The organism is Streptomyces sp. NPDC002896, assembly GCF_040295225.1.
Taxonomy (GTDB): Bacteria; Actinomycetota; Actinomycetes; order Streptomycetales; family Streptomycetaceae; genus Streptomyces.
In genome coordinates, this window is the sequence record NZ_JBEOVA010000002.1 from 102447 (window position 1) to 120378 (window position 17932).

At 69.8% G+C, this 17932-nt stretch carries 15 protein-coding genes; 2 read left to right on the plus strand and 13 right to left on the minus strand.

All coding sequences use genetic code 11. The features are described 5' to 3' along the window. Positions 1–99 precede the first annotated feature (99 nt). A complete protein-coding gene (locus ABT009_RS02740; RefSeq protein WP_351288793.1) occupies positions 100–867 on the minus strand; it encodes an SDR family NAD(P)-dependent oxidoreductase in 768 nt (255 codons plus the stop codon). A gap of 182 nt (positions 868–1049) precedes the next feature. Here ABT009_RS02740 and ABT009_RS02745 point away from each other — a divergent pair, with 182 nt between their 5' ends. Continuing rightward, positions 1050–1568 (plus strand): MarR family winged helix-turn-helix transcriptional regulator, encoded by a 519-nt coding sequence (locus ABT009_RS02745; RefSeq protein WP_351288795.1) that lies wholly within the window; start codon positions 1050–1052, stop codon positions 1566–1568. A 141-nt stretch (positions 1569–1709) separates the two neighbouring features. Next, positions 1710–2285 (plus strand): LuxR C-terminal-related transcriptional regulator, encoded by a 576-nt coding sequence (locus tag ABT009_RS02750; RefSeq protein ID WP_351288797.1) that lies wholly within the window; start codon positions 1710–1712, stop codon positions 2283–2285. Between the two features lie 146 nt (positions 2286–2431). Here the strand turns inward: ABT009_RS02750 and ABT009_RS02755 are convergent, their stop codons facing one another. The 12 genes from ABT009_RS02755 to ABT009_RS02810 form a co-directional block, all read right to left on the minus strand. Further along, positions 2432–5410 carry an esterase-like activity of phytase family protein gene (locus ABT009_RS02755; protein WP_351288799.1) on the minus strand — a complete coding sequence of 993 codons (2979 nt, stop codon included), beginning with the start codon at positions 5408–5410 and terminating at the stop codon, positions 2432–2434. Between the two features lie 171 nt (positions 5411–5581). Then, the gene (locus ABT009_RS02760) at positions 5582–6514 is read right to left on the minus strand and encodes an ABC transporter permease (protein WP_351288801.1); all 933 of its coding nucleotides are present in this window, start codon (positions 6512–6514) and stop codon (positions 5582–5584) included. Further along, a complete protein-coding gene (locus tag ABT009_RS02765) occupies positions 6511–7623 on the minus strand; it encodes an ABC transporter permease (RefSeq protein ID WP_351288803.1) in 1113 nt (370 codons plus the stop codon). Before ABT009_RS02765 ends, ABT009_RS02760 begins: the two co-directional genes overlap by 4 nt. Next, positions 7620–9200 carry an ABC transporter ATP-binding protein gene (locus tag ABT009_RS02770; protein WP_351288805.1) on the minus strand — a complete coding sequence of 527 codons (1581 nt, stop codon included), beginning with the start codon at positions 9198–9200 and terminating at the stop codon, positions 7620–7622. The genes ABT009_RS02765 and ABT009_RS02770 overlap by 4 nt, the downstream gene beginning before the upstream one ends. Positions 9201–9210: 10 nt before the next feature. After that, the gene (locus ABT009_RS02775) at positions 9211–10308 is read right to left on the minus strand and encodes a BMP family lipoprotein (protein ID WP_502989813.1); all 1098 of its coding nucleotides are present in this window, start codon (positions 10306–10308) and stop codon (positions 9211–9213) included. Positions 10309–10428: 120 nt separating this feature from the next. Then, a complete protein-coding gene (deoD, locus tag ABT009_RS02780; RefSeq protein ID WP_351288809.1) occupies positions 10429–11157 on the minus strand; it encodes a purine-nucleoside phosphorylase in 729 nt (242 codons plus the stop codon). Then, the gene (locus ABT009_RS02785; RefSeq protein WP_351288811.1) at positions 11157–11906 is read right to left on the minus strand and encodes a glutamine amidotransferase; all 750 of its coding nucleotides are present in this window, start codon (positions 11904–11906) and stop codon (positions 11157–11159) included. Before ABT009_RS02785 ends, deoD begins: the two co-directional genes overlap by 1 nt. Before the next feature lie 149 nt (positions 11907–12055). Next, the gene (locus ABT009_RS02790) at positions 12056–13102 is read right to left on the minus strand and encodes a LacI family DNA-binding transcriptional regulator (RefSeq protein ID WP_351288813.1); all 1047 of its coding nucleotides are present in this window, start codon (positions 13100–13102) and stop codon (positions 12056–12058) included. Next, complete coding sequence (locus ABT009_RS02795) at positions 13092–14462, minus strand: amidohydrolase (RefSeq protein WP_351288815.1); 1371 nt, start codon at positions 14460–14462, stop codon at positions 13092–13094. Before ABT009_RS02795 ends, ABT009_RS02790 begins: the two co-directional genes overlap by 11 nt. Before the next feature lie 126 nt (positions 14463–14588). Beyond that, positions 14589–15668, minus strand: coding sequence for a 2,3-diaminopropionate biosynthesis protein SbnA (sbnA, locus tag ABT009_RS02800; RefSeq protein WP_351288817.1), 1080 nt, complete (start codon positions 15666–15668; stop codon positions 14589–14591). Positions 15669–15845: 177 nt separating this feature from the next. After that, positions 15846–16880: a 2,3-diaminopropionate biosynthesis protein SbnB gene (gene sbnB, locus ABT009_RS02805; protein ID WP_351289506.1), complete on the minus strand. Its 1035-nt coding sequence runs from the start codon at positions 16878–16880 to the stop codon at positions 15846–15848. Between the two features lie 35 nt (positions 16881–16915). Next, positions 16916–17920: a TauD/TfdA family dioxygenase gene (locus ABT009_RS02810; protein WP_351288819.1), complete on the minus strand. Its 1005-nt coding sequence runs from the start codon at positions 17918–17920 to the stop codon at positions 16916–16918. Between the last annotated feature and the right edge of the window lie 12 nt (positions 17921–17932).

A 17932-nucleotide genomic window follows, 5' to 3' on the forward strand; every position in this document is an offset into this window, starting at 1 on the left:
GCGATCACGGGGAACACCCGCCTATAGCGCACCCATGGAGGGGAGGGTCGGCACGGCTTCGGCACCGCCGTCGCCCGTACCGACCCCGGGTGCCGTGCGTCAGACGGCGGCCCAGCCGTCGTCGACGGGGAGGATGACGCCGTTGACGAAGGCGGCGGCGTCGGAGGCGAGGAAGACGATGGCGTCGGCCTGCTCCTCGGCGGTGCCCATCCTGCCGATGTTGCCGCCGACGAACTGGCCGATCAGGGCGGGGCCGTGGGCCTCCGGGCTGGCGTCGACCTGGATGCTGGTCATCGTGGGGCCGGGGGCGATGGCGTTGGCCCGGATGCCCTGCTTGCGGTACAGGACGGCGAGGTTCTTCACCAGGCCGACGATGCCGTGCTTGGAGGCGGTGTAGGCGGCGCCCGCCGCGCTGCCGCGCAGGCCGGCCTCGGACGCGGTGAAGACGATCGAGCCGCTGCTCGCGGACAGCATGTGCGGCAGCACGGCGCGGGTCAGCAGGAACGGCGCGGTCAGGTTGACCCGGATGACGCGCTCCCACTCGGCGTCGTCGGTCTCCCCGAGGGCCGACATGCGGTCCATGATTCCGGCGTTGTTCACCAGCACGTCCACGCCGCCGAACGTCTCCACGGCCGAGGCGACGACCTGGTCCACCACCTGCTGGTCGCTGAGGTCACCGACGACCGCGTGGGCGGCGCCCCCCACGTCCTTGATCGCCTTGACGGTCTCCTCGGCGCTGTCCCGGTTCAGATCCGCGACGAGGACCTTCGCGCCCTCCACGGCGAACTTCAGGGCCGCGGCCCGGCCGATCCCCGATCCCGCTCCGGTGACGATGACGCCGCGTCCCTGAAGGCCGGTGGTGCTCATATGGTGCTCCTTGTTGTCGTGCTTGGTGTCGCTCTGCGTGCGCCGGGTGCGCTGTGCGTGGCGCAGGAGACGATCGCCCTGCAGGTGTCGCCCGCGGTGGGACGAGGCTACAGCTCGCTTACTTGAGTCAAGTAAGCATGGGCGTATTACTTGAGTCAAGCAAGTAATGTAGAATGTGAAACATGACCACAGCGCCGCGAGCAACCACACCCGTCTCGACGGATGTGGTCGAGATCGAGCGAGCCCTCAGCCGCATCGTGTACCTGACCAGCCGAGTCCGGGAGCACGACCGCATCATGGCCCGGGCCGGAGTGCCGCTCGACCGTGCGGCCGTGGCGCTCCTGCGGCAGGTCGACGATGCCGAGCCTCTCCGCCCCAGCGAGCTGGCCGGTCGGCTGGCCGTGGAGGCGTCTCATGTCACCCGGCAGGTACAGCACCTGCAGAAGGCCGGCTACCTGACCCGCGTCCCGGACCCCGACGACCGCCGCGCACAGCTCATCCAGCTCACCCCCCTCGGCCGCGATGCCGTCGCGCGCGTCCGCGACGTCAGCCGCCGGGGTATGGCGGGGGCGTTGGCGGGGTGGTCGCCCGAGGAGCTGCAGCAGCTTGCCACCCTGTTCCACCGGATGGTCGACGACTTCCTCGCCTACAAGGGCGGGGAGGAGACCCAGGAAGGCACAGAGGCGTCAGCCGCCGTCTGAGCGCGCTGGAAGGTCCCCCACCTCTGCCGCGCCCCGTGCCGTACAGGCTCGGCCCCGCCGCCTGTTGAGCGCCTCGACAGCCCGAATTACGTAACCAAGTCCGCGAACTTACTGATGCCTGCTCGGCCTTCAGCGACAGCCGTGCTGGCGGCCGGAGACCGCGAGCAGGCGCGCCGCCTGATCCGGGACGCCGAGGCGGACGCCGAGCGGCTCGGGCTGCCGGCCCAGGAAGCGTGTGTACGCCGGGCCCGTGCCCTGCTGCACATGGCCGACGGTGAACACGACGCGGCGGCCAAACTGTTCGAACTGTCGGCGGACGCCTTCCGGCGCGCCGACATGCCGGTCCACTATGCCTGGACGCTGGCGATCGGCGCCCGCTCCACCCACGAAGCCCAGGGCCAGGCCGCAGCACACCGGCAGCTGGACGCCGCCGAGACGGTCTCCCGTACCTTCGGAACGCTGCTCGTACAGGAGCAGGCGGCCCGCGTACGCGCGGAACTGTCCGAGAACAACCAGGCCTCGGGGGCCCTCGCCCTCCTCAGCAGCCGCGAACGCGAGATCGCCGAACTCGCGGCGACGGGACTGCGTACGCGCGAGATAGCGGAGCGGCTCTTCCTCGGCCCGCGCACCGTGGACACGCACCTGGCCCGCGTCTATCGCAAACTCGGCGTGTCATCGCGCGTCGCCCTGCTGCACCTCCTGCGCAGCGGAGACTGACGGCGTCCCGCGCCAAATGCCTTGCGCCACCCCGCATATCCCCCGTTCCCGGTAGTGACACGGATGCCGACGCTCTCAGAGACGCGTCTCTGAAAGCGTCGGCGAACCCGCGTATTCGATACGTAGGGTTGGGCGGGGCTGGGCAGCTACGGCAGTTCGTTCACCCGGTCCGTGCCGGGCGGGGCTACCGGGCTGTCGGCGGTGAGGTAGTCGGTCAGCGCGTCGATGTCGTCCCCGCCGCCGACGAGGTCGGTGCCCTTGGCGAAGGTGGTGAACCCGTCGCCGCCTGCGGCCAGGAAGGTGTTGGCGGTGACCCGGTAGGTGGCGTCCGGCTTCAGCGTCTCGCCGTTGAGCTTGACGGATGCCGGGTCGATACGGTCGCCGACCGGGGCGCTGCGGGAGAAGGAGTACGTCAGACCCTTGGAGACGCCCAGCATGAGGGTGGGTGCGCGGGTGCCGGAGTCGTTGAACTGCTCCTCCAGGATCTGCTCGATCTGAGCCCCTGTCAGGTCCAGGGACACCAGGGATCCTGCGAAGGGCTGTACGGCGAACGCCTCCGCGTAGGTGATCTCGCCCGGTTCCTCATCGCCCGAGGAGGACGCGTACGTCAGGTCGGCGCGCACGCCGCCCGGGTTCATCAGGGCGATCTGGGCGCCGCTGCGGTCGGCCGACGAGGTCGCGGCGAGCTGCGCGTCGGCGACCAGGTTGGCCAGGTCCGACTCGGCGTCCCGGGTCTCGGACCGGGTGATGTCGGCGGTGACGCGGCCGACGACCCGGTTGGCGAGCGGTGCCGACAGCTCCTTCCACTTGGCGATGACCGCGGTCTGGTCGGCGTCCTTGGGGCCGGTGCGCGTGACGAGGTGGTTCATCGCGGCGACCTGATCCCGTACGACGTCTCCGGTGCCCCGGTCGACGGGCAGCCGTGTCTCGGTGACCACGCGGCCGAACGACGACGCCGACGTGACCGAGCGCGGGTTGCCGTCCGGGTCGAGGATCGTGCAGATGTAGGGCTGGTGGGTGTGGCCGGTCACGACGGCGTCGATCGACGGGGCCAGGTGCTTCGCGATCTCGACGATCGGCCCGGAGATCCCGTCGCACTGGCCGTACGAGCCGGCCTGCACGCCGCCCTCGTGGAGCAGGACGACGATCGCCTCGACGCCTTGCTTCTGCAGCCGGCGAGCGGACGCATTGGCGGTTTCGACCTCGTCCAGGAAGCGCACGGACTTTATGCCGGACTGGCCGGTGACCTCGGGCGTGCCCTCGAGGGTCATGCCGATGAAGCCGATCTTCACCCCGTCCACCTTCTTGACCCAGGTGGGCGCAAGGAGGGGCTTGCCGGTGGAGCGGTCGATGACGTTGGCGGCCAGCCACGGGAACTTCGCGCCGTCGTACGGCTCGTCCTTGATGTAGCAGCCGTCGTCGGGGTGGCAGCCGCCGTTCTGCATGCGCAGCAGTTCGTCGGTGCCCTCGTCGAACTCGTGGTTGCCGACGCTGGTGACGTCCAGGTGCAGCTTCTCCATGGACTCCACGGTCGGTTCGTCGTGGAAGAGGCCCGAAAGGAAGGGGCTGGCGCCGATGATGTCGCCAGCGGCGACGGTCAGCGACCCCTCGGTGCCCTGGCGCAGCTGCTCGAGCCGGGCCGCGAGGTACTCGGCCCCGCCGACCTGCGTCGACTTTGCGTCGAGCTTGCTGCCGAGCGTGGCGTCACGGCCGGAGGGCGGTTCGAGATTGCCGTGGAAGTCGTTGAAGGACAGGAGCTGGACGGTGGCCGTGGACGGGCCTGCCTGGGCCGTGGGGAAGGTGTGTGTGTACGAGGTCCACAGCTTGACGTCCCGGGCGTCCGTCTTGCCGTTGCCGTCGAGGTCCCCTGCCCGGCCGGCGGTCGGGATGGCGGCGACGTCCTTGGCGTTGACGGTGCCGTCGCCGTTCACGTCCGGGGTCCGGGTCGCGAGCAGGTCCGGACGGACGGACAGCAGATGGAACTTGGTGATGCCCCCGTTGAAGCCGAAATTGTCGTCGGAGACGAGCACGAGCGAGCGGGAGCCGTCGGGCAGCTTCGGGCCCCAGGTGATGCCCTCGACGTTGTCGGCGTCGGTGCCGGACGTGGTGAAGTCGTAGAGCAGCTTCTTCGGCATGGGCTTCTCGTCGCCGGACAGGGCGTCCTTGCCGTTCACGTCGGTGGCGCCGATGGTGCTGGTCCAGTACAGGCGGATGGAGAAGCCGACGCCGGAGGCGAAGGAGCGCTCGACGGTGATGTAGTCGGTCTCGTTGATCGCGAGGATCTCGGAGACTCCGCGGTCCGCCGAGTAGACGCCGACGGGCGAGGGCAGCGGGGCGCTCGGCGCGTCCGAGATCGGGTCGACCTCGTAGACGTGCTCGGCCTCCGGCTTGCCCGTCGCGGCGTCCATGACGAGCAGGCGGGACGGACTCTTCGCCGTCAGGCTTGCGGCAGGGCCGTCCTGGACGAGGGCGTTCTCGGTGATGGCGACGGCCTTGGTGCCGTCGGGGGAGTAGGTGAGCCCCTCGAGCGCCTGGTTGTTGCGGACGCCCGCGGTCAGCGTGCCCGAGGCCGAGCGGACCGGGGCGTACGCCTTCGGGAGCGGCAGTTCGCGCACGTACGCGCCGGACGGGGATGTCTCGCGGACGAATGCGGGCTGGCCCGAGGAGGACGCGCCCTCGCTGGTCCACAGCAGGCTCTTGCGGTCCGGTGCCCATCTGATGGCCTCGGGGTCGACGGCCTTGGTGGCGAAGGGCTCGCCGGTGGTGTCCTTGAGGACGGTCAGGCCGTCCAGTGCGGGTTTGTCGTCGGCGAAGCCGCTGTCGTCCAGCGGCAGCCGCAGCGTGTAGAAGCGGGCCTTGCCGTTCTCCGAGCGGTCGTCGCTGAGAGCCGCGTACTCGCCGGATTCCGGGTCGTAGTCGATGCCGGACAGGCCGCCGAAGGGCATGTCGAACTCGGTGGTCCCGGCAGGGACGGTGAGGGTGTCGAGCAGGCGGACGTCCGGCTGCTCCGCCGCTTCCGTCTCGGCGGCGAAACTGTTCGCGAGGGCGAGGCCGCCGAGCAGTGCCGTGGCGGCGAGGGCGGCGAGCAGGGCGCGTCTGCGGCGCGCCCGGTGTCTGTGTCGCATGCGTTGCTCCAGGTCGTGAGGGTGCCTCGGGATGAGAAGACGAGGGCATGACGAAATGGGGGGTGACGGATGAGAGGTAATGAGGGCGTGCGGTATCGCCACCGCACGGTGCTCACGTGGTACGGCGTTCAGAACAGGCGGTTTGGCGGAGGCGCCCGGAATCCCCGGGCGTCAGACTGAGGCGGCCACCTCCCCGCCCGCATGCCTCCTGCGGCGCCAGGCGTACACCGCCAGCGCCACCAGCGTCATCGCGTACGGAATCGTCGAGACCAGCTGCGGCGGCACATCGAGCGTGCCGAGTTGTACGGCCAGTGCCTCCGCCGCGCCGAAGCCGAGTGCGGCGAGGAAGACGCCCCATGGCCGTAGCCCGCCGAGGAAGACGGCGGCGAGTGCGATGAAGCCGCGGCCCGCCGTCATGTCCCGTACGAAGAAGGACACATAACCCATGCTGAGGAAGACCCCGGCGAGCCCCGCGAGGGCGCCGCTGAGCGCGAGGCCCGCGTACTGCACGCGCCGGACGGGGATGCCCACCGACGCCGCGGCGTCCGGCATCTCGCCGACCGCGCGCAGATGGAAGCCGAAGCGGGCCCGGTAGAACAGCCAGGCGATGACGGGCGCCGTCAGGAACGCCAGCCAGGTGACCAGGTTCTGACCGCTGATCGCGTCGCCCAGGACGGGGATGCTCTCGACGCCCGGAAGGCGCACCGCGGGCAGGCTCCCGCTCTTCAGACCCGACGTGCCGCCCTTGTCGTCGAGGAGCGTGAACACCGCATAGGCGGTGGCCCCGGAGGCCAGCAGGTTGAGGCCGATGCCGGCGATGATCACGTCGGCGCCCAGCTCCAGCCGCAGCGCCGCGAGGAGCAGACCGAGCAGCGTCGCCACGCCGACGCCGCACAGCGCGCCGACAGCGACCGACCCGCTGTAGCCGGCGACCAGCGCGCCGGTGCAGGCGGCGCTCAGCATCTGGCCCTCCAGGGCGATGTTGCTGACCCCTGCCCGCTCGGCGACAAGGCCGCCGAAGGCCGCGAGGAGGTACGGAGTCGAGACCCGCAGGACGGCAGCGAGGAAGGCGCTGCTGAGGACGACGTCGAGGACCGCGCTCATCGGGCCGCCACCTGCCTCCGGGCGAGCCGCCGCTTGAGCAGGTCGGGCAGGGCCTGGGCGGTGACGAGCAGCACGATGACTGCCTGGATGACCACCACGATCTCGGTGCCGACGTCCGTCTGCTGTTCCATGATGTCTCCCCCGGCGCGCAGGTAGGAGTAGAAGAGGCCGGCGACCACGACGACCAGGGGGTTGTTCCTCGCGAGCAGGGCCACCACGATCCCCTCGAAGGCGAGGCTTCCGGCGAGGCCCGGTTCCAGGCGGCCGTACACGCCCTGCACGAGGTGGGCTCCGGCGAGTCCGGCGACGGCGCCGCCGATGACGAAGCTCCACTCGATGACGCGGGGCACGCGAATGCCGCCGTACTCGGCGAACTCCGGGTTCGAGCCGGTCATCCGGATGCGGTAGCCGAGCGGTGTGCGGGTGATCAGCAGCCACAGTGCGACAGCCGTCAAAACCATCAGCAGCAGGCCCACGTTGGCCCTGCCCAGAGGCATCCCGAACCAGTCGCTCAGCGGGGTGAGCGCGGAGTCCGGCTGGATGGACTTCGAGTGCACGGCGCTGCTGCCGGGCTCCTTCAGCGGGCCGTTGACCAGGTAGTCGTAGACCCGTACGACGATGGCGTTGAGCATCAGCGTGGCGACTATCTCGTTGGCGCCGAGCCGGGCCTTCAGCGAGCCCGGGACCAGACCCATCCCGGCCCCGGCCGCGGCGGCCGCGACGAGCGGGACGATCACGGCGACGAGCGGCGGCAGCGGCACGAAGACCGCGACGACGGCGGCCGCGAGCGCACCGGCGTAGAGCTGGCTTTCGGCGCCGAGGCTGATCTGCCGGGCCCGGAACGGGATGGCCACCGACAGGCCCAGCAGGGTCAGCGTGGTGGCGTCCTCCAGCCAGCGCCCGACGCGGAAGGAGCGCTCCAGCGGTCCCGTGAGCATCGCCTCGTACGCCCGTACCGGGTCGCTGCCGGTCAGCAGCATGACGAGGAAGCCGATGACCAGGGCGGCCAGGATGGTGGCCAGGGTCATGCTGAGGTCGATGGCGAAGTCGCGCCGGCGGGTCGCCTTGTACTCGCGGCGGTCCTCGGTCTCGATCAGGGTGCCGGTCATGCTGCGTTCACCTCCTCGAGGCCGGTAGTGATGTGGTCGCGTTCGTGGCACTCCACGCCGAGCATGTAGAGCCCCACCCGCTTCTCGGTGAGGCCGCCGGTGTCGTCGAAACGGGCCACCAGACGGCCGTCCTTGATCACCAGCAACCGGTCTGCGAGTGCGAGCAGTTCGGTCAGGTCCGCGGAGATCAGCAGCACGCCGGCGCCCGCGTCGCGCGCCTCGACCAGCCGCTCGTACATGAACCGCATCGCGCCGATGTCGACGCCGCGAGTGACCTGCGAAGCGATCAACAGCCTGGGATGTGCGGACAGTTCACGGGCGACGATCACCTTCTGCATGTTGCCGCCCGACAGCGCCCGGACCGGGACAGAGGCGTCGGGGGTGCGGATCGCGTAGTCCTCGATCAGCCGCTCGGCGTGGTCCCGCACGGCGCGCGGCCGCAGCAGGCCGCGCCGGGCCAAAGGGGCCCGGTCGTGCCGGTCGACGACGAGGTTGTCGGCGATCGACTCGTCCAGCGCGGCGCCGTTGCGCAGCCGGTCCTCCGGTACGTAGCCGATGCCCGCCCTGCGGTGACCGGCCACGTCGAGCCCGGCGGTGTCGATGCCGCCGACGCGTATCGCGCCCGAGGTGGGGCGCCGCAGCCCCGCCAGGATCTCGGCCAGCTCCGTCTGGCCGTTGCCCTCGATGCCGGCCAGGCCGACGATCTCCCCGGCGGCCACGTCGAATTCGATGCCGTGCAAGGACTGCCCGGTAGGCGCCGCGTACTGCACGTCGCGGACCTGGAGGGCGACGCCGGTCCGGCGGGCCGGGGCCCGGTCCACGTCGAGGGAGAGATCGCGGCCGACCATCATGGCGGCCAGCGACCGCTCCGTGGCGTCGGCCGTGTCGACGGTCCCCACGAGGGAACCGGCCCGCATCACACTGACCCGGTCGCTGATCTCCCGCACCTCGCGCAGCTTGTGCGAGATGAACAGCACCGTCATCCCGCCGTCGCGCAGCCGGCGGACGGCCGCGAAGAGGTCCTCTGTCTCCTGCGGGGTGAGGACGGCGGTGGGTTCGTCGAGGATCAGGACGCGCGCGCCCCGGTGGAGCACCTTGAGGATTTCCGTGCGCTGCCGCATCCCGACCGACACCTCGTCCACGCGGGCGTTCGGGTCGACGGCGAGCCCGGACTCCTCCGCGAGCCGGGCCGTCGTCTCGGCCGCCGCCTTGAGGTCGACGCGGCCGCGGCGGCCGGGCTCGACGCCGAGTACGACGTTCTGCGCGACCGTGAAGGAGGGCACCAGCATCAGGTTCTGGTGCACCATCCCCACGCCCAACCCGATGGCCGACGCGGGACCGTTGAGTACACGCGGCCGCCCACCGACCAGGACCTCTCCGGAACTGGGCTGCTCCAGGCCGTAGAACATCTTCATCAGCGTCGACTTGCCGGCACCGTTCTCGCCCACGACAGCGCGGATCTCACCGACCGGGACATCGAGGTCCACACCGCGGACGGCGCGGACCCCGTTGCCGTACGTCTTGGTCACCGCGCGGGCACCGATGGCCGGCCCGGACGCATCCCATTCCCTCTGCATCGTCGTGCGCCTAGAAGGCGGAAGGCACCGAGACGGAGCCGGACTTGACCTCGTCGGCGGCCTTCTGGAGCTCGGTGCGGATCTTCTCCGGCACCAGCTGCTCGAAGTGGTCGTCGTCCACGTAGCCGACGGCGTCGTCCTTGAGGCCGACACTGTCCACGGCGCCGTACTTCAGCGAGTCCGACTGGTCCTCCTGCGCCGCCTTGTACAGCGCGTTGCCGACGTTCTTGAGGATCGAGGTGACGACCGTGTTCTTCTGCGCGTCCTCGGTGAGGGTCTGGTACTGGTCCGAGTCGACCCCGAACGTGTAGCGCTTCGCGGTGACCGCCGACTCGAAGGTGCCGAGCCCGGACAGGCCCGCGACCGGCCACACCAGAGCGGCGCCCTGGCCGTACATCGAGGTGCTGATCTCCTTGCCCTTGGCCGGGTCACCGAACGGCTTGTCACCGCCGACGTACTGCACGAGCACGCCCGACTTCCTTCCGCCCGCGTCCTTGAATCCCTCCTTGAAGCCGACGATGAAGTCGTCGATGACGGGTATCTTGACACCGCCTATGACACCGACCTTCGACAGCTTTTCCGTACCCTTCAGGGCCTTGGCCGCCACCAGCTTCTCGGCGAGGAATCCGGCGAGATAACCGGCCTCGTTCTGCTTGAAGGTGACGGAGTACACGTTCTCGCATTTGTTGGAACAGGTGCCGTTCTTGCCGCTGTAGTCGACAGGGGCGTCGAAGACCCAGAACTTCTTGTCCGGGTATTCCGGGGCGAGTTTCCCGATGTAGTCGGTGACGTCGAAGGTGCCGGCGGCGAGGATGTCGTAGTCGTCGGCCGCGGCGGCGTCCTCGAAGCCGGGCTCCCACTTGGTGCGGTCGGAGCCGAGCTCCACCACCTTGAGCTCGTAGCCGAGGTCTTTCTGAGCCTTCTTGAGACCCGCGTAGGCCGAGTCGAAGAACGACTTGTCGCCCAGCCCGCCATTGATCACCAATTTGATGCGCGGCTTGCCAGAGGACTGCGAGCCGGACTTGTCACCGTCCCCGCCCGAACTCCCGCACGCCGCCAGCGCGACCATACTCGCGATCACCAGGGCGGTGCCCTTCACGGATCTCATCATCGACCTCCCATTCGCTTGATTCGGTTTATCTCCTGCCTGGCTGCGCCCGACAGTAAGATGTGCAAAACGTTTTGGCTATGAGTGATGTGTTGCCGTTCTATTTCCGCTCGGGAAACTTCAGGCGTCGTCGAGCAGCGCCTCGGCCGCGATACGCAGAGCCCGTGTGAAATACGTCTCGCGTTCCTCTGACGACAGGGCCTCGCCCGTGCGCAGATGATCGCTGACGGTCAGCACGGCGAGGGCCTCGCCGCCCTCCGCGGACGCCACCGCGAACAGTCCCGCCGCCTCCATCTCGACGGCGAGTGTGCCCCGGCGGTCCAGGGCGTCGAAGACGGCGGGGCGGTCGAGGTAGAAGTGGTCACTGCTGAACACCGGGCCGATGTGCACCGCGCCGCCGCCGGGCTCCGTCACCATCCGCTCGGCTGCGTCGGCCGCCGCGCGCAGCAGCCGGTAGGACGGGGCCAGCCCGAGTGTCACCCCCTCCACCAGCAGCCTGCTGACGCTGGAGTCGGTGTGTGCGGCGGAGGCGATGACGACGTCCCGTACGGACACCGAGGCCGTGATCGCACCGGCCGTGCCGATCCGGGCGATCCTGCGGACGCCGTAGTGACGGAACAGCTCCGTCGCATAGATCGTGATGGACGGGATCCCCATGCCGGAGGCGAGGACCGACACCGGCTCGCCCTGGAAGCTGCCGGTGTAGCCGAGGATGCCGCGTACCTCGGTGACCAGCCGGGCGTCGTCGAGCAGCGTCTCGGCTATCCGCCGGGCGCGATTCGGATCGCCGGGCATGAGCACGAGCGGGGCCAGGTCGCCGGGCGCGGCAGCGATATGGGGCGTCGCCATCACAGGTCCGATCCGTCGAGCCAGCGCACCAGCCGGTCCCACAGCTCGACGTACCCCTCCCAGGCCAGGAACGGCGGCGGTGCCCAGTGCGGCGCCACATCCGAGGTGAACGCCGCGGACCGGCCGGAGCCGTGCCCGCCCACGACGAGCAGCGGATGCCCGGCGCACTCGACCAGCAGCGACGCATCGGGCTTCGCCGTCACCTCGTTGAGACCGAGCAGCGCGGGCCAGAGCCGCTCCAGTCCCCGTACGATTCCGTGCTCGCCCACGACCTCGGGCACGGCTCCCGCCGGAAGCTCCACCCGGTCGTCCCGGTCCGCCATCACCACCGGCAGGGCGGCCGCCAGCGGGGACCGTCCCCACCGCGCGCGGGCGTCGATGCCGCTGAAGGTCAGATAGCCGCCGATCATGAGCACGCCGCCGCCCCGCTCGACGAAGGCGCGCACCAGCTCCGACCGGTCGGGAGCGGGGATGGAGCGGCCGAAGGTCTCGGGCGGCAGCTGGAAACTGTTGGCGCCCACGTCGCTTATGACCACCACGTCGAACCGGTCGAAGCCGTCGGCCGAGCCGGGAACCCGGGTCGGGATCTCGTGCGACGGCACGTACGTCACGTCGTGACCACGGGAGCGCAGCGCGTCGAGGAACACGCCTCCGCCCTCCGTGTACTCCGCGGTGTGGAAGGCGTCGAAACCTTTCTGGTGCACCGTGTACGTGAACCAGGACTCGCCGACGACGAGCACTCTGGGCATGCGGAACCGTCCTTTCGGGGCGTGAGGGGAGAACCGGCCCGCAGTTGGCATGGAGCGGGTCGGGAGCGACAGGTTGCGGCAGGTGCGGCCAGGACGACGCGTACGTACGGGCCGGGAGTTGAGGACGAGAGCGAGGACGGCCGGAGCCGTCAGCGGGCGGGCGGCGCCGTGCTGGCCCTCACCTTGAGTTCGACGGGCAGGGTGTGCCGGGATGCGGGCGGTACCTCGCCCCGGCAGACGTACTGGAGCAGCTGCGCGGTGGCGGTACGGCCCACGTCGTAGGCAGGCTGGTGGACGGTGGTCAGCGAGGGATGGGCGAGCGAGGCCGCGCGGATGTCGTCGAAGCCGACCACCGACACGTCCCGCGGCACCGACAGTCCCGCTTCGCGCAGGGCCATGAGGGCTCCGAAGGCCATGAGGTCGTTCGCTGCGAACACGGCCGTGAAGTCCGGATGCCCTGCAGCGAGGAGTTCGGATACGAGGCGGTAGCCGGAGTGTTCCTTGAAGTCGCCCACCCGCTCGGTGACATGCCCCTGGAAGGCTTTGACGAAGCCGCCGGCACGGGCGACACCGCTCTTCAGTTCGAGCGGACCGGTCACCATCAGCGCCCGGCGGTGGCCGAGCACTCTGAGATGCTCCCCGACCAGCCGCCCGCCCGCCTCGTGGTCGGCGGTGGCGATGAGTGCCCCCTCCAGCCCGTCGACCTCCTCGTCGGCGAGCGCGATCGGGAACCGGCCCAGCAGCGACTCCAGCCGCCGCCGCGACGGCGGTGAGCCCGAGGCGTACACCATGCCGTCGATGAACCGGCTGCGGATCATGCCGAGGTAGCGGTCCTCGCGCTCCGCGTCGAACTCCGTGTTGCACAGGATCACGCCGTAGCCGAGATCGTGCGCGGCGTCCTCGGCGCCCTTGGCGAGCTCGGCGAAGAACGTGTTGCTGATGTCGGGGATCATCAGGCCGATCACCGACGTGGAGCCGGCCTGGAGGCTGCGGGCCAGCGACGCCGGGACGTACCCGAGCCGGTTGACGACGCTGCGCACCCGGGCGGCGGTCTGCTCGTTGACCGGCCGGTTGCCGCTGAGGACATGGGAGACCGTGGTCGGACTGACCCGGGCCGCCGCGGCCACGTCCTTGATGGAAGCGGGCTTGCGGACCGCGGATCTGCCGCCGTCGGGTCCATGGGGCTCACGGGTCATAGTGCTGCACCGCCCTTCCGTGGGAGGTGTCGAGGATCCGGGCCACCCGGGCGTCGGTCTCCTCCAACAGGGCGGGAACGTCGACGGTCAGCAGCACGCCGTCGCGCATCAGGACCCGGCCGTCGACGACGACCGTACGGACATCGCTCGCGCGGGCGCTGTAGACGAGCGCGGCCCGCGGGTCGTGGAGCGGACGGCAGTGCAGCCCGGACAGGTCGGTGAGCACGATGTCGGCCCGCATGCTGGGCTCCAGCGCTCCGACCCGGTCCGCGAGTCCCAGGGCGCGGGCGCCTCCTCGGAAGGCCAGCCGAAGAGTGTCGGACACGGTCATCCAGGTGGCGTCCCGCACCGCCTGCTTCTGCGTGAGCGCGACCAGACGCAGCGCCTCCCACACGTCGAGGGTGTTGTGACCGGCGGCGCCGTCCGTCCCCACCGCCACCGCGACCCCGGCGTCGAGCAGCTCCCGGACGGGAGTGAGCGGGGACAGCGCGTGTTTGAGATAGACCTTGGGACAGCAGGCCACCCCGGTCGTCGATGCGAACTCCGCCAGCAGCGGCAGGTCCTGCTCGACGATGCCGCAGCCGTGCGCGATCAGGGCGCCGGCCTCCAGCACCCCCGTCTCGTACAGCACACCGATCGGCGTGCTGCCGCGGCGCTCCAGGCTGGACTGCGTCTGCTCCAGGTGCTCTGCGGCGTGGATGTGCGTCCGCAGACCGAGCCGCCGGGCATGCCCGGCCAGCGTCCGCAGGTCCGCGTCGTTCACGGTGTACGGGGCGTGCGGGCCGAGCGAGACGGTGATGCGCCCGTCCGCGGCACCGTGCCAGGCCTCCGCGAACTTCACCGTCGCCTCCAGCGCCTCCTGGCCGCGGCTGCTGAAGTATGTCGGCGCGATGTCCGCCCGCAGTCCCGTCTCCGCGACCGCCTCGGCGATCTGCTCCGGGAAGAAGTAGTGGTCGGCGAAGGTCGTGACACCTGAGCGGATCATCTCCGCACAGGCCAGCCGGGCGCCGAGCCGGACGTCCGCCGCGGTGAGGTTGCTCTCCATCGGCCAGACACGCTCGTTGAACCACGCCTCGACCGTCACGTCCTCGGCCGCACCGCGCATCAGCACCATCGGGCTGTGGGTGTGCGCGTTGACCAGGCCGGGTACGGCCAGCAGGCCACGGCCGTCGACCACGTCCGCACCGGCCGCCGGCTCCACCGGACCAGTGGGCCGTATGTCCTCGATGACACCGCCCGCCACCATGATGTCCTGCCCGCGCAGGACCTCGCACTCGCCCTCCACGGGGACGCGCAGCACGTCGCAGCCGGTCACCAGCAGGCGCCCTGCCGACGTGCTCGCACTCATCCCTTGGTTCATGCGGCACAAGGTAGAGATGCAAAACGCTTTGCACAACGGGTATCCCGAGGGCAAAGCCAAGCTGTGGAGGCGTTCCTCGTCAGGGACGCGTCGGGGCGGAACGGCTGGCGCTCGGCATGCACCTGCTCACTCGCGGTCCCGGTGGCGATGGCGCCGGGCACCACCGTGGTCGCCGGTCTGCAGATGCGGCCCCCGGCCAGGCGACCGTGTAGGCGCGGAATCCGCCGCCCGCGAACCGTCGTCCATTTCCTCGGAGTTGAGCACGTCCTCGCCGTAGAGATCCTGCAGCCAGTTGGCCTGGTAGATGGTGTCGAGGTAGCGCTCGCCGAGGTCCGGGGCGATTGCGACCGCGGTGAGGCCACGCGAGTCGTTCTCCGCCAGCCAGCGCATCGCGCCGCTGACCACCGTGCCGGTGGAGCCGCCGAACAGGAATCCGCGTCTGGCCAGACGATGGCAGGCACGGATGGTGTCCGTCTCCTCGACGTGTATCACCTCGTCCACATAGGACTCGTCGAGCAGCGGCGGACGCATGCTCATGCCGAGACCGGGGATCATGCGGCGGCCCGGCTCACCACCGAAGATCACCGAGCCGACGCTGTCCACCGCGATGATCCGCACCGGCCGGTGCCACCGCCGGAAGTAGCGCGCGCAGCCCATCAGGGTTCCGGTGGTGCCGGCCCCGACGAACAGCACGTCCAGGCGCGGGAAGCGCTGGGCTATCTCCGGCGCCGTCTTGCGGTAGTGCGCCTTCCAGTTGCCGGGATTGGTGTACTGACTGAGCCACACGTACCGGTCATCGGAGTCGACCAGCGCGCGGACGTAGTCGATCCGCGCGCCCAGGAAGCCGCCGTTGGCATCCAGGTCCGCGATGACGTGCACCTCACTGCCCAATGCCTCCATCAGCAGCCTGGTCGACAGATTGCAGCGGGAGTCCGTCACACACAGAAACCGGTAGCCCTTGCTCGCCGCGATCATGCTGAGCGCCACGCCGAGGTTCCCGGACGAGGACTCGACCAGGATCGAATCCGGTTTGAGCACCCCTTCCCGCTCGGCGGTCTCCACCATCTCGGTCGCCGCCTTCAGCTTGATCGAGCCGGCGAAGTTGAAGCCCTCGCACTTCAGATAGAGGGAGCGCCCGAAGATGGGACGAAGGTCGACATAGAGCTGTGCTTCGTTAAAGGCATGGGGAGCGGATATGACAGGCACAATGGCCTCCTCATGTGCAGCAGGACTCTTCCGAACATCCATCCGCTATGGCGTTGGGTGTCACGCTTGCTGGGCGAGACCTGTGGCCGACCCGAGCAAACGGGGGAGCCCTGCGCGTCGCTGAGGGCTGGGACCGCGCATCGGATGCCGGAGCTGACGCAAAGGGCCGTCGGCCGTTCATCCGTACCGGCGCAGTTCGTGGAAGAAGTCGTCGATGACATGAAGCTCTCCGGAGCGGACCACCTCGTCGTAGACGTACTTGCCGACCGCGAGGTCGAGCACCCCGAGGCCGAAGGGCGAGAACACCACCGGCCGGTCCGTCGGCACCGTGACCTCTCTGGACATCACGTCGTTCAACGTGCCGTCCAGGAAGTCCCGGTTGCCCGTGAGCTGCTCGGCAAGATGCGGCGACGTGTTGGCCTTCAGGCAGTGCTCGACGTCGTCGACGAAGTTGGCCGAGGCGAGGATGATCTCCGGCGCGAGGTCGCGCAGCGACACGTGCAGGACCACGGGATTGTGGGCGAACCACGCAGGGTCGCTGACGTGCGGCTCACCGGCGACGGTGGCGAAGACCACCAGGTCGCTGAGGCGGATCAGCTCCTCGGCGCTGTCGTGCACGGTGATGTGGCCTGTGGTGCCCGACTGCTCGAGGTAGCAACGGAAGCCGGACGCGCTGTCGGCGGACAGGTCGTGCACGCCGATCTCGTCGAACGACCAGCCGCTGCCGGCCAGGAACGTATGGATGTAGCGGGCGATCAGGCCGACCCCGAGGAACCCTACGCGCGTGGGCCGAGGCCGGTTTCTGGTGAGCCGGTCGGCCGCCAGCGCCGCCGACGCGGCCGTCCTGGTGGCACTGATGATGGAGCTCTCCAGGCAGGCGAACGGATAGCCGGTGTCGTGGTCGTTGAGGATCAGCACGGCAGACGCCCGCGGGATCCCGGCCTGCACGTTCTCCGGGAAGCTGGAGATCCACTTCAGTCCGTCCACCGCTATTTGCCCGCCGATCGAGGCGGGCAGCGCGATGATCCGGGAGGACGGCCGGTCGGGGAAGCGCAGGAAGTACGACGGCGGGTTCACCGAATCACCGGCGCCGTGCAACCGGTAGGTGGCCTCGACCATTTCGACGACCTGTTTCTCGTGGCCCTCCAGCACCTTCTGGACCTGGGCACCGGAGATCACCGCGAACGGTCGCACAGTGGTCGGCTCGGGCATGGGGGACTCCATTGCGGCGTGACGGACGGTGGTGGTCATCGTGCGGCCACCTCGATGGTCGGCGAGCAGTCGGACAGGTGCACCTTGTCGGCCATCGCGACGAGCACTTCGCGCGGCCCCTCGAACGGCTCCCGGCTGTGTGCGCAGCGGATGTTGTCGACGAGCATCAGGTCGCCGGCCTGCCACGGCTCGCGTGCGGTCTTGGCTTCGTAGACCTCGTTGAGCAGCTGCACCACGTCCTCGCCGATCGGGTCGCCGCCTCCGAAGCGGGTGTTGAACGGCAGGCCGTCGGCGCCGTAGACCTCGACGAGGTACTCGCGGACCTCGGGCGCCAGCGTCCACTCGTTGAGGAACGCGATCTGGTTGAACCAGCAGCGGCGGCCGGTGACCGGGTGGCGCACCACGGCGCTGCGCCGCTGGCGCGTGCGCAGGGATCCGTCGGGCTGCCACTCGAAGTCGATCGCGTTGGCACGACAGTAGTTTTCGACGGCCGTGCGGTCGTCGGTGCCGAACGCCTCGGCGACGGACGACCCGATCTCGTCGTTGTAGCTGCGGGTGAGCAGCCAGCCCTCCCGCTCGAACCGGTCGGTCAACTCGGCGGGCAGCGCGTCGAGCACAGTCGCCGCGTCGGCAACGCCGGTCGCCCCGCCTTGGGCGGGCGCGGTGAGACACGCGAACATCATCATGCCGGGGAACTCGAGCGTGTAGCTCAGCTCGTGGTGCATGCACATCGGCTGGTTGGGCGGCCACTGCGCCGAGGAGTACACGCCGTCGGCGTAGGTCTGCCGGGGCGCGAATGCCTCCCTCTCCGCCATCAGTCCGGTGCTGAGCCGCCCGAAGACGGCTCCGGACGCGGCCACGTCGCGCAGCCCGAGGCCGCGCACCAGGACCGCGCCGTGCTCGGCGACGACGGCACGCAGCGCGTCCCGGTGCCCGGCTGCCCAGCCCGGCGCGTCGCCGCCGGCGTCGGCCCGCAGCATCGGAGGTCTGCCCGGTTGCAACTCCACGTCGAGCACCGATTCCGGGGATATGGACGACATCGTGGTTTCCTT

Bases quoted from the DNA above. Each gene is read 5' to 3' on its own strand.
- ABT009_RS02740 (WP_351288793.1), bottom strand. From the start codon at position 867: ATGAGCACCACCGGCCTTCAGGGACGCGGCGTCATCGTCACCGGAGCG.
- ABT009_RS02745 (WP_351288795.1), top strand. From the start codon at position 1,050: ATGACCACAGCGCCGCGAGCAACCACACCCGTCTCGACGGATGTGGTC.
- ABT009_RS02755 (WP_351288799.1), bottom strand. From the start codon at position 5,410: ATGCGACACAGACACCGGGCGCGCCGCAGACGCGCCCTGCTCGCCGCC.
- ABT009_RS02760 (WP_351288801.1), bottom strand. From the start codon at position 6,514: ATGAGCGCGGTCCTCGACGTCGTCCTCAGCAGCGCCTTCCTCGCTGCC.
- ABT009_RS02765 (WP_351288803.1), bottom strand. From the start codon at position 7,623: ATGACCGGCACCCTGATCGAGACCGAGGACCGCCGCGAGTACAAGGCG.
- ABT009_RS02770 (WP_351288805.1), bottom strand. From the start codon at position 9,200: ATGCAGAGGGAATGGGATGCGTCCGGGCCGGCCATCGGTGCCCGCGCG.
- ABT009_RS02775 (WP_502989813.1), bottom strand. From the start codon at position 10,308: ATGAGATCCGTGAAGGGCACCGCCCTGGTGATCGCGAGTATGGTCGCG.
- deoD (WP_351288809.1), bottom strand. From the start codon at position 11,157: ATGGCGACGCCCCATATCGCTGCCGCGCCCGGCGACCTGGCCCCGCTC.
- ABT009_RS02785 (WP_351288811.1), bottom strand. From the start codon at position 11,906: ATGCCCAGAGTGCTCGTCGTCGGCGAGTCCTGGTTCACGTACACGGTG.
- ABT009_RS02790 (WP_351288813.1), bottom strand. From the start codon at position 13,102: ATGACCCGTGAGCCCCATGGACCCGACGGCGGCAGATCCGCGGTCCGC.
- ABT009_RS02795 (WP_351288815.1), bottom strand. From the start codon at position 14,462: ATGAACCAAGGGATGAGTGCGAGCACGTCGGCAGGGCGCCTGCTGGTG.
- sbnB (WP_351289506.1), bottom strand. From the start codon at position 16,880: ATGCCCGAGCCGACCACTGTGCGACCGTTCGCGGTGATCTCCGGTGCC.
- ABT009_RS02810 (WP_351288819.1), bottom strand. From the start codon at position 17,920: ATGTCGTCCATATCCCCGGAATCGGTGCTCGACGTGGAGTTGCAACCG.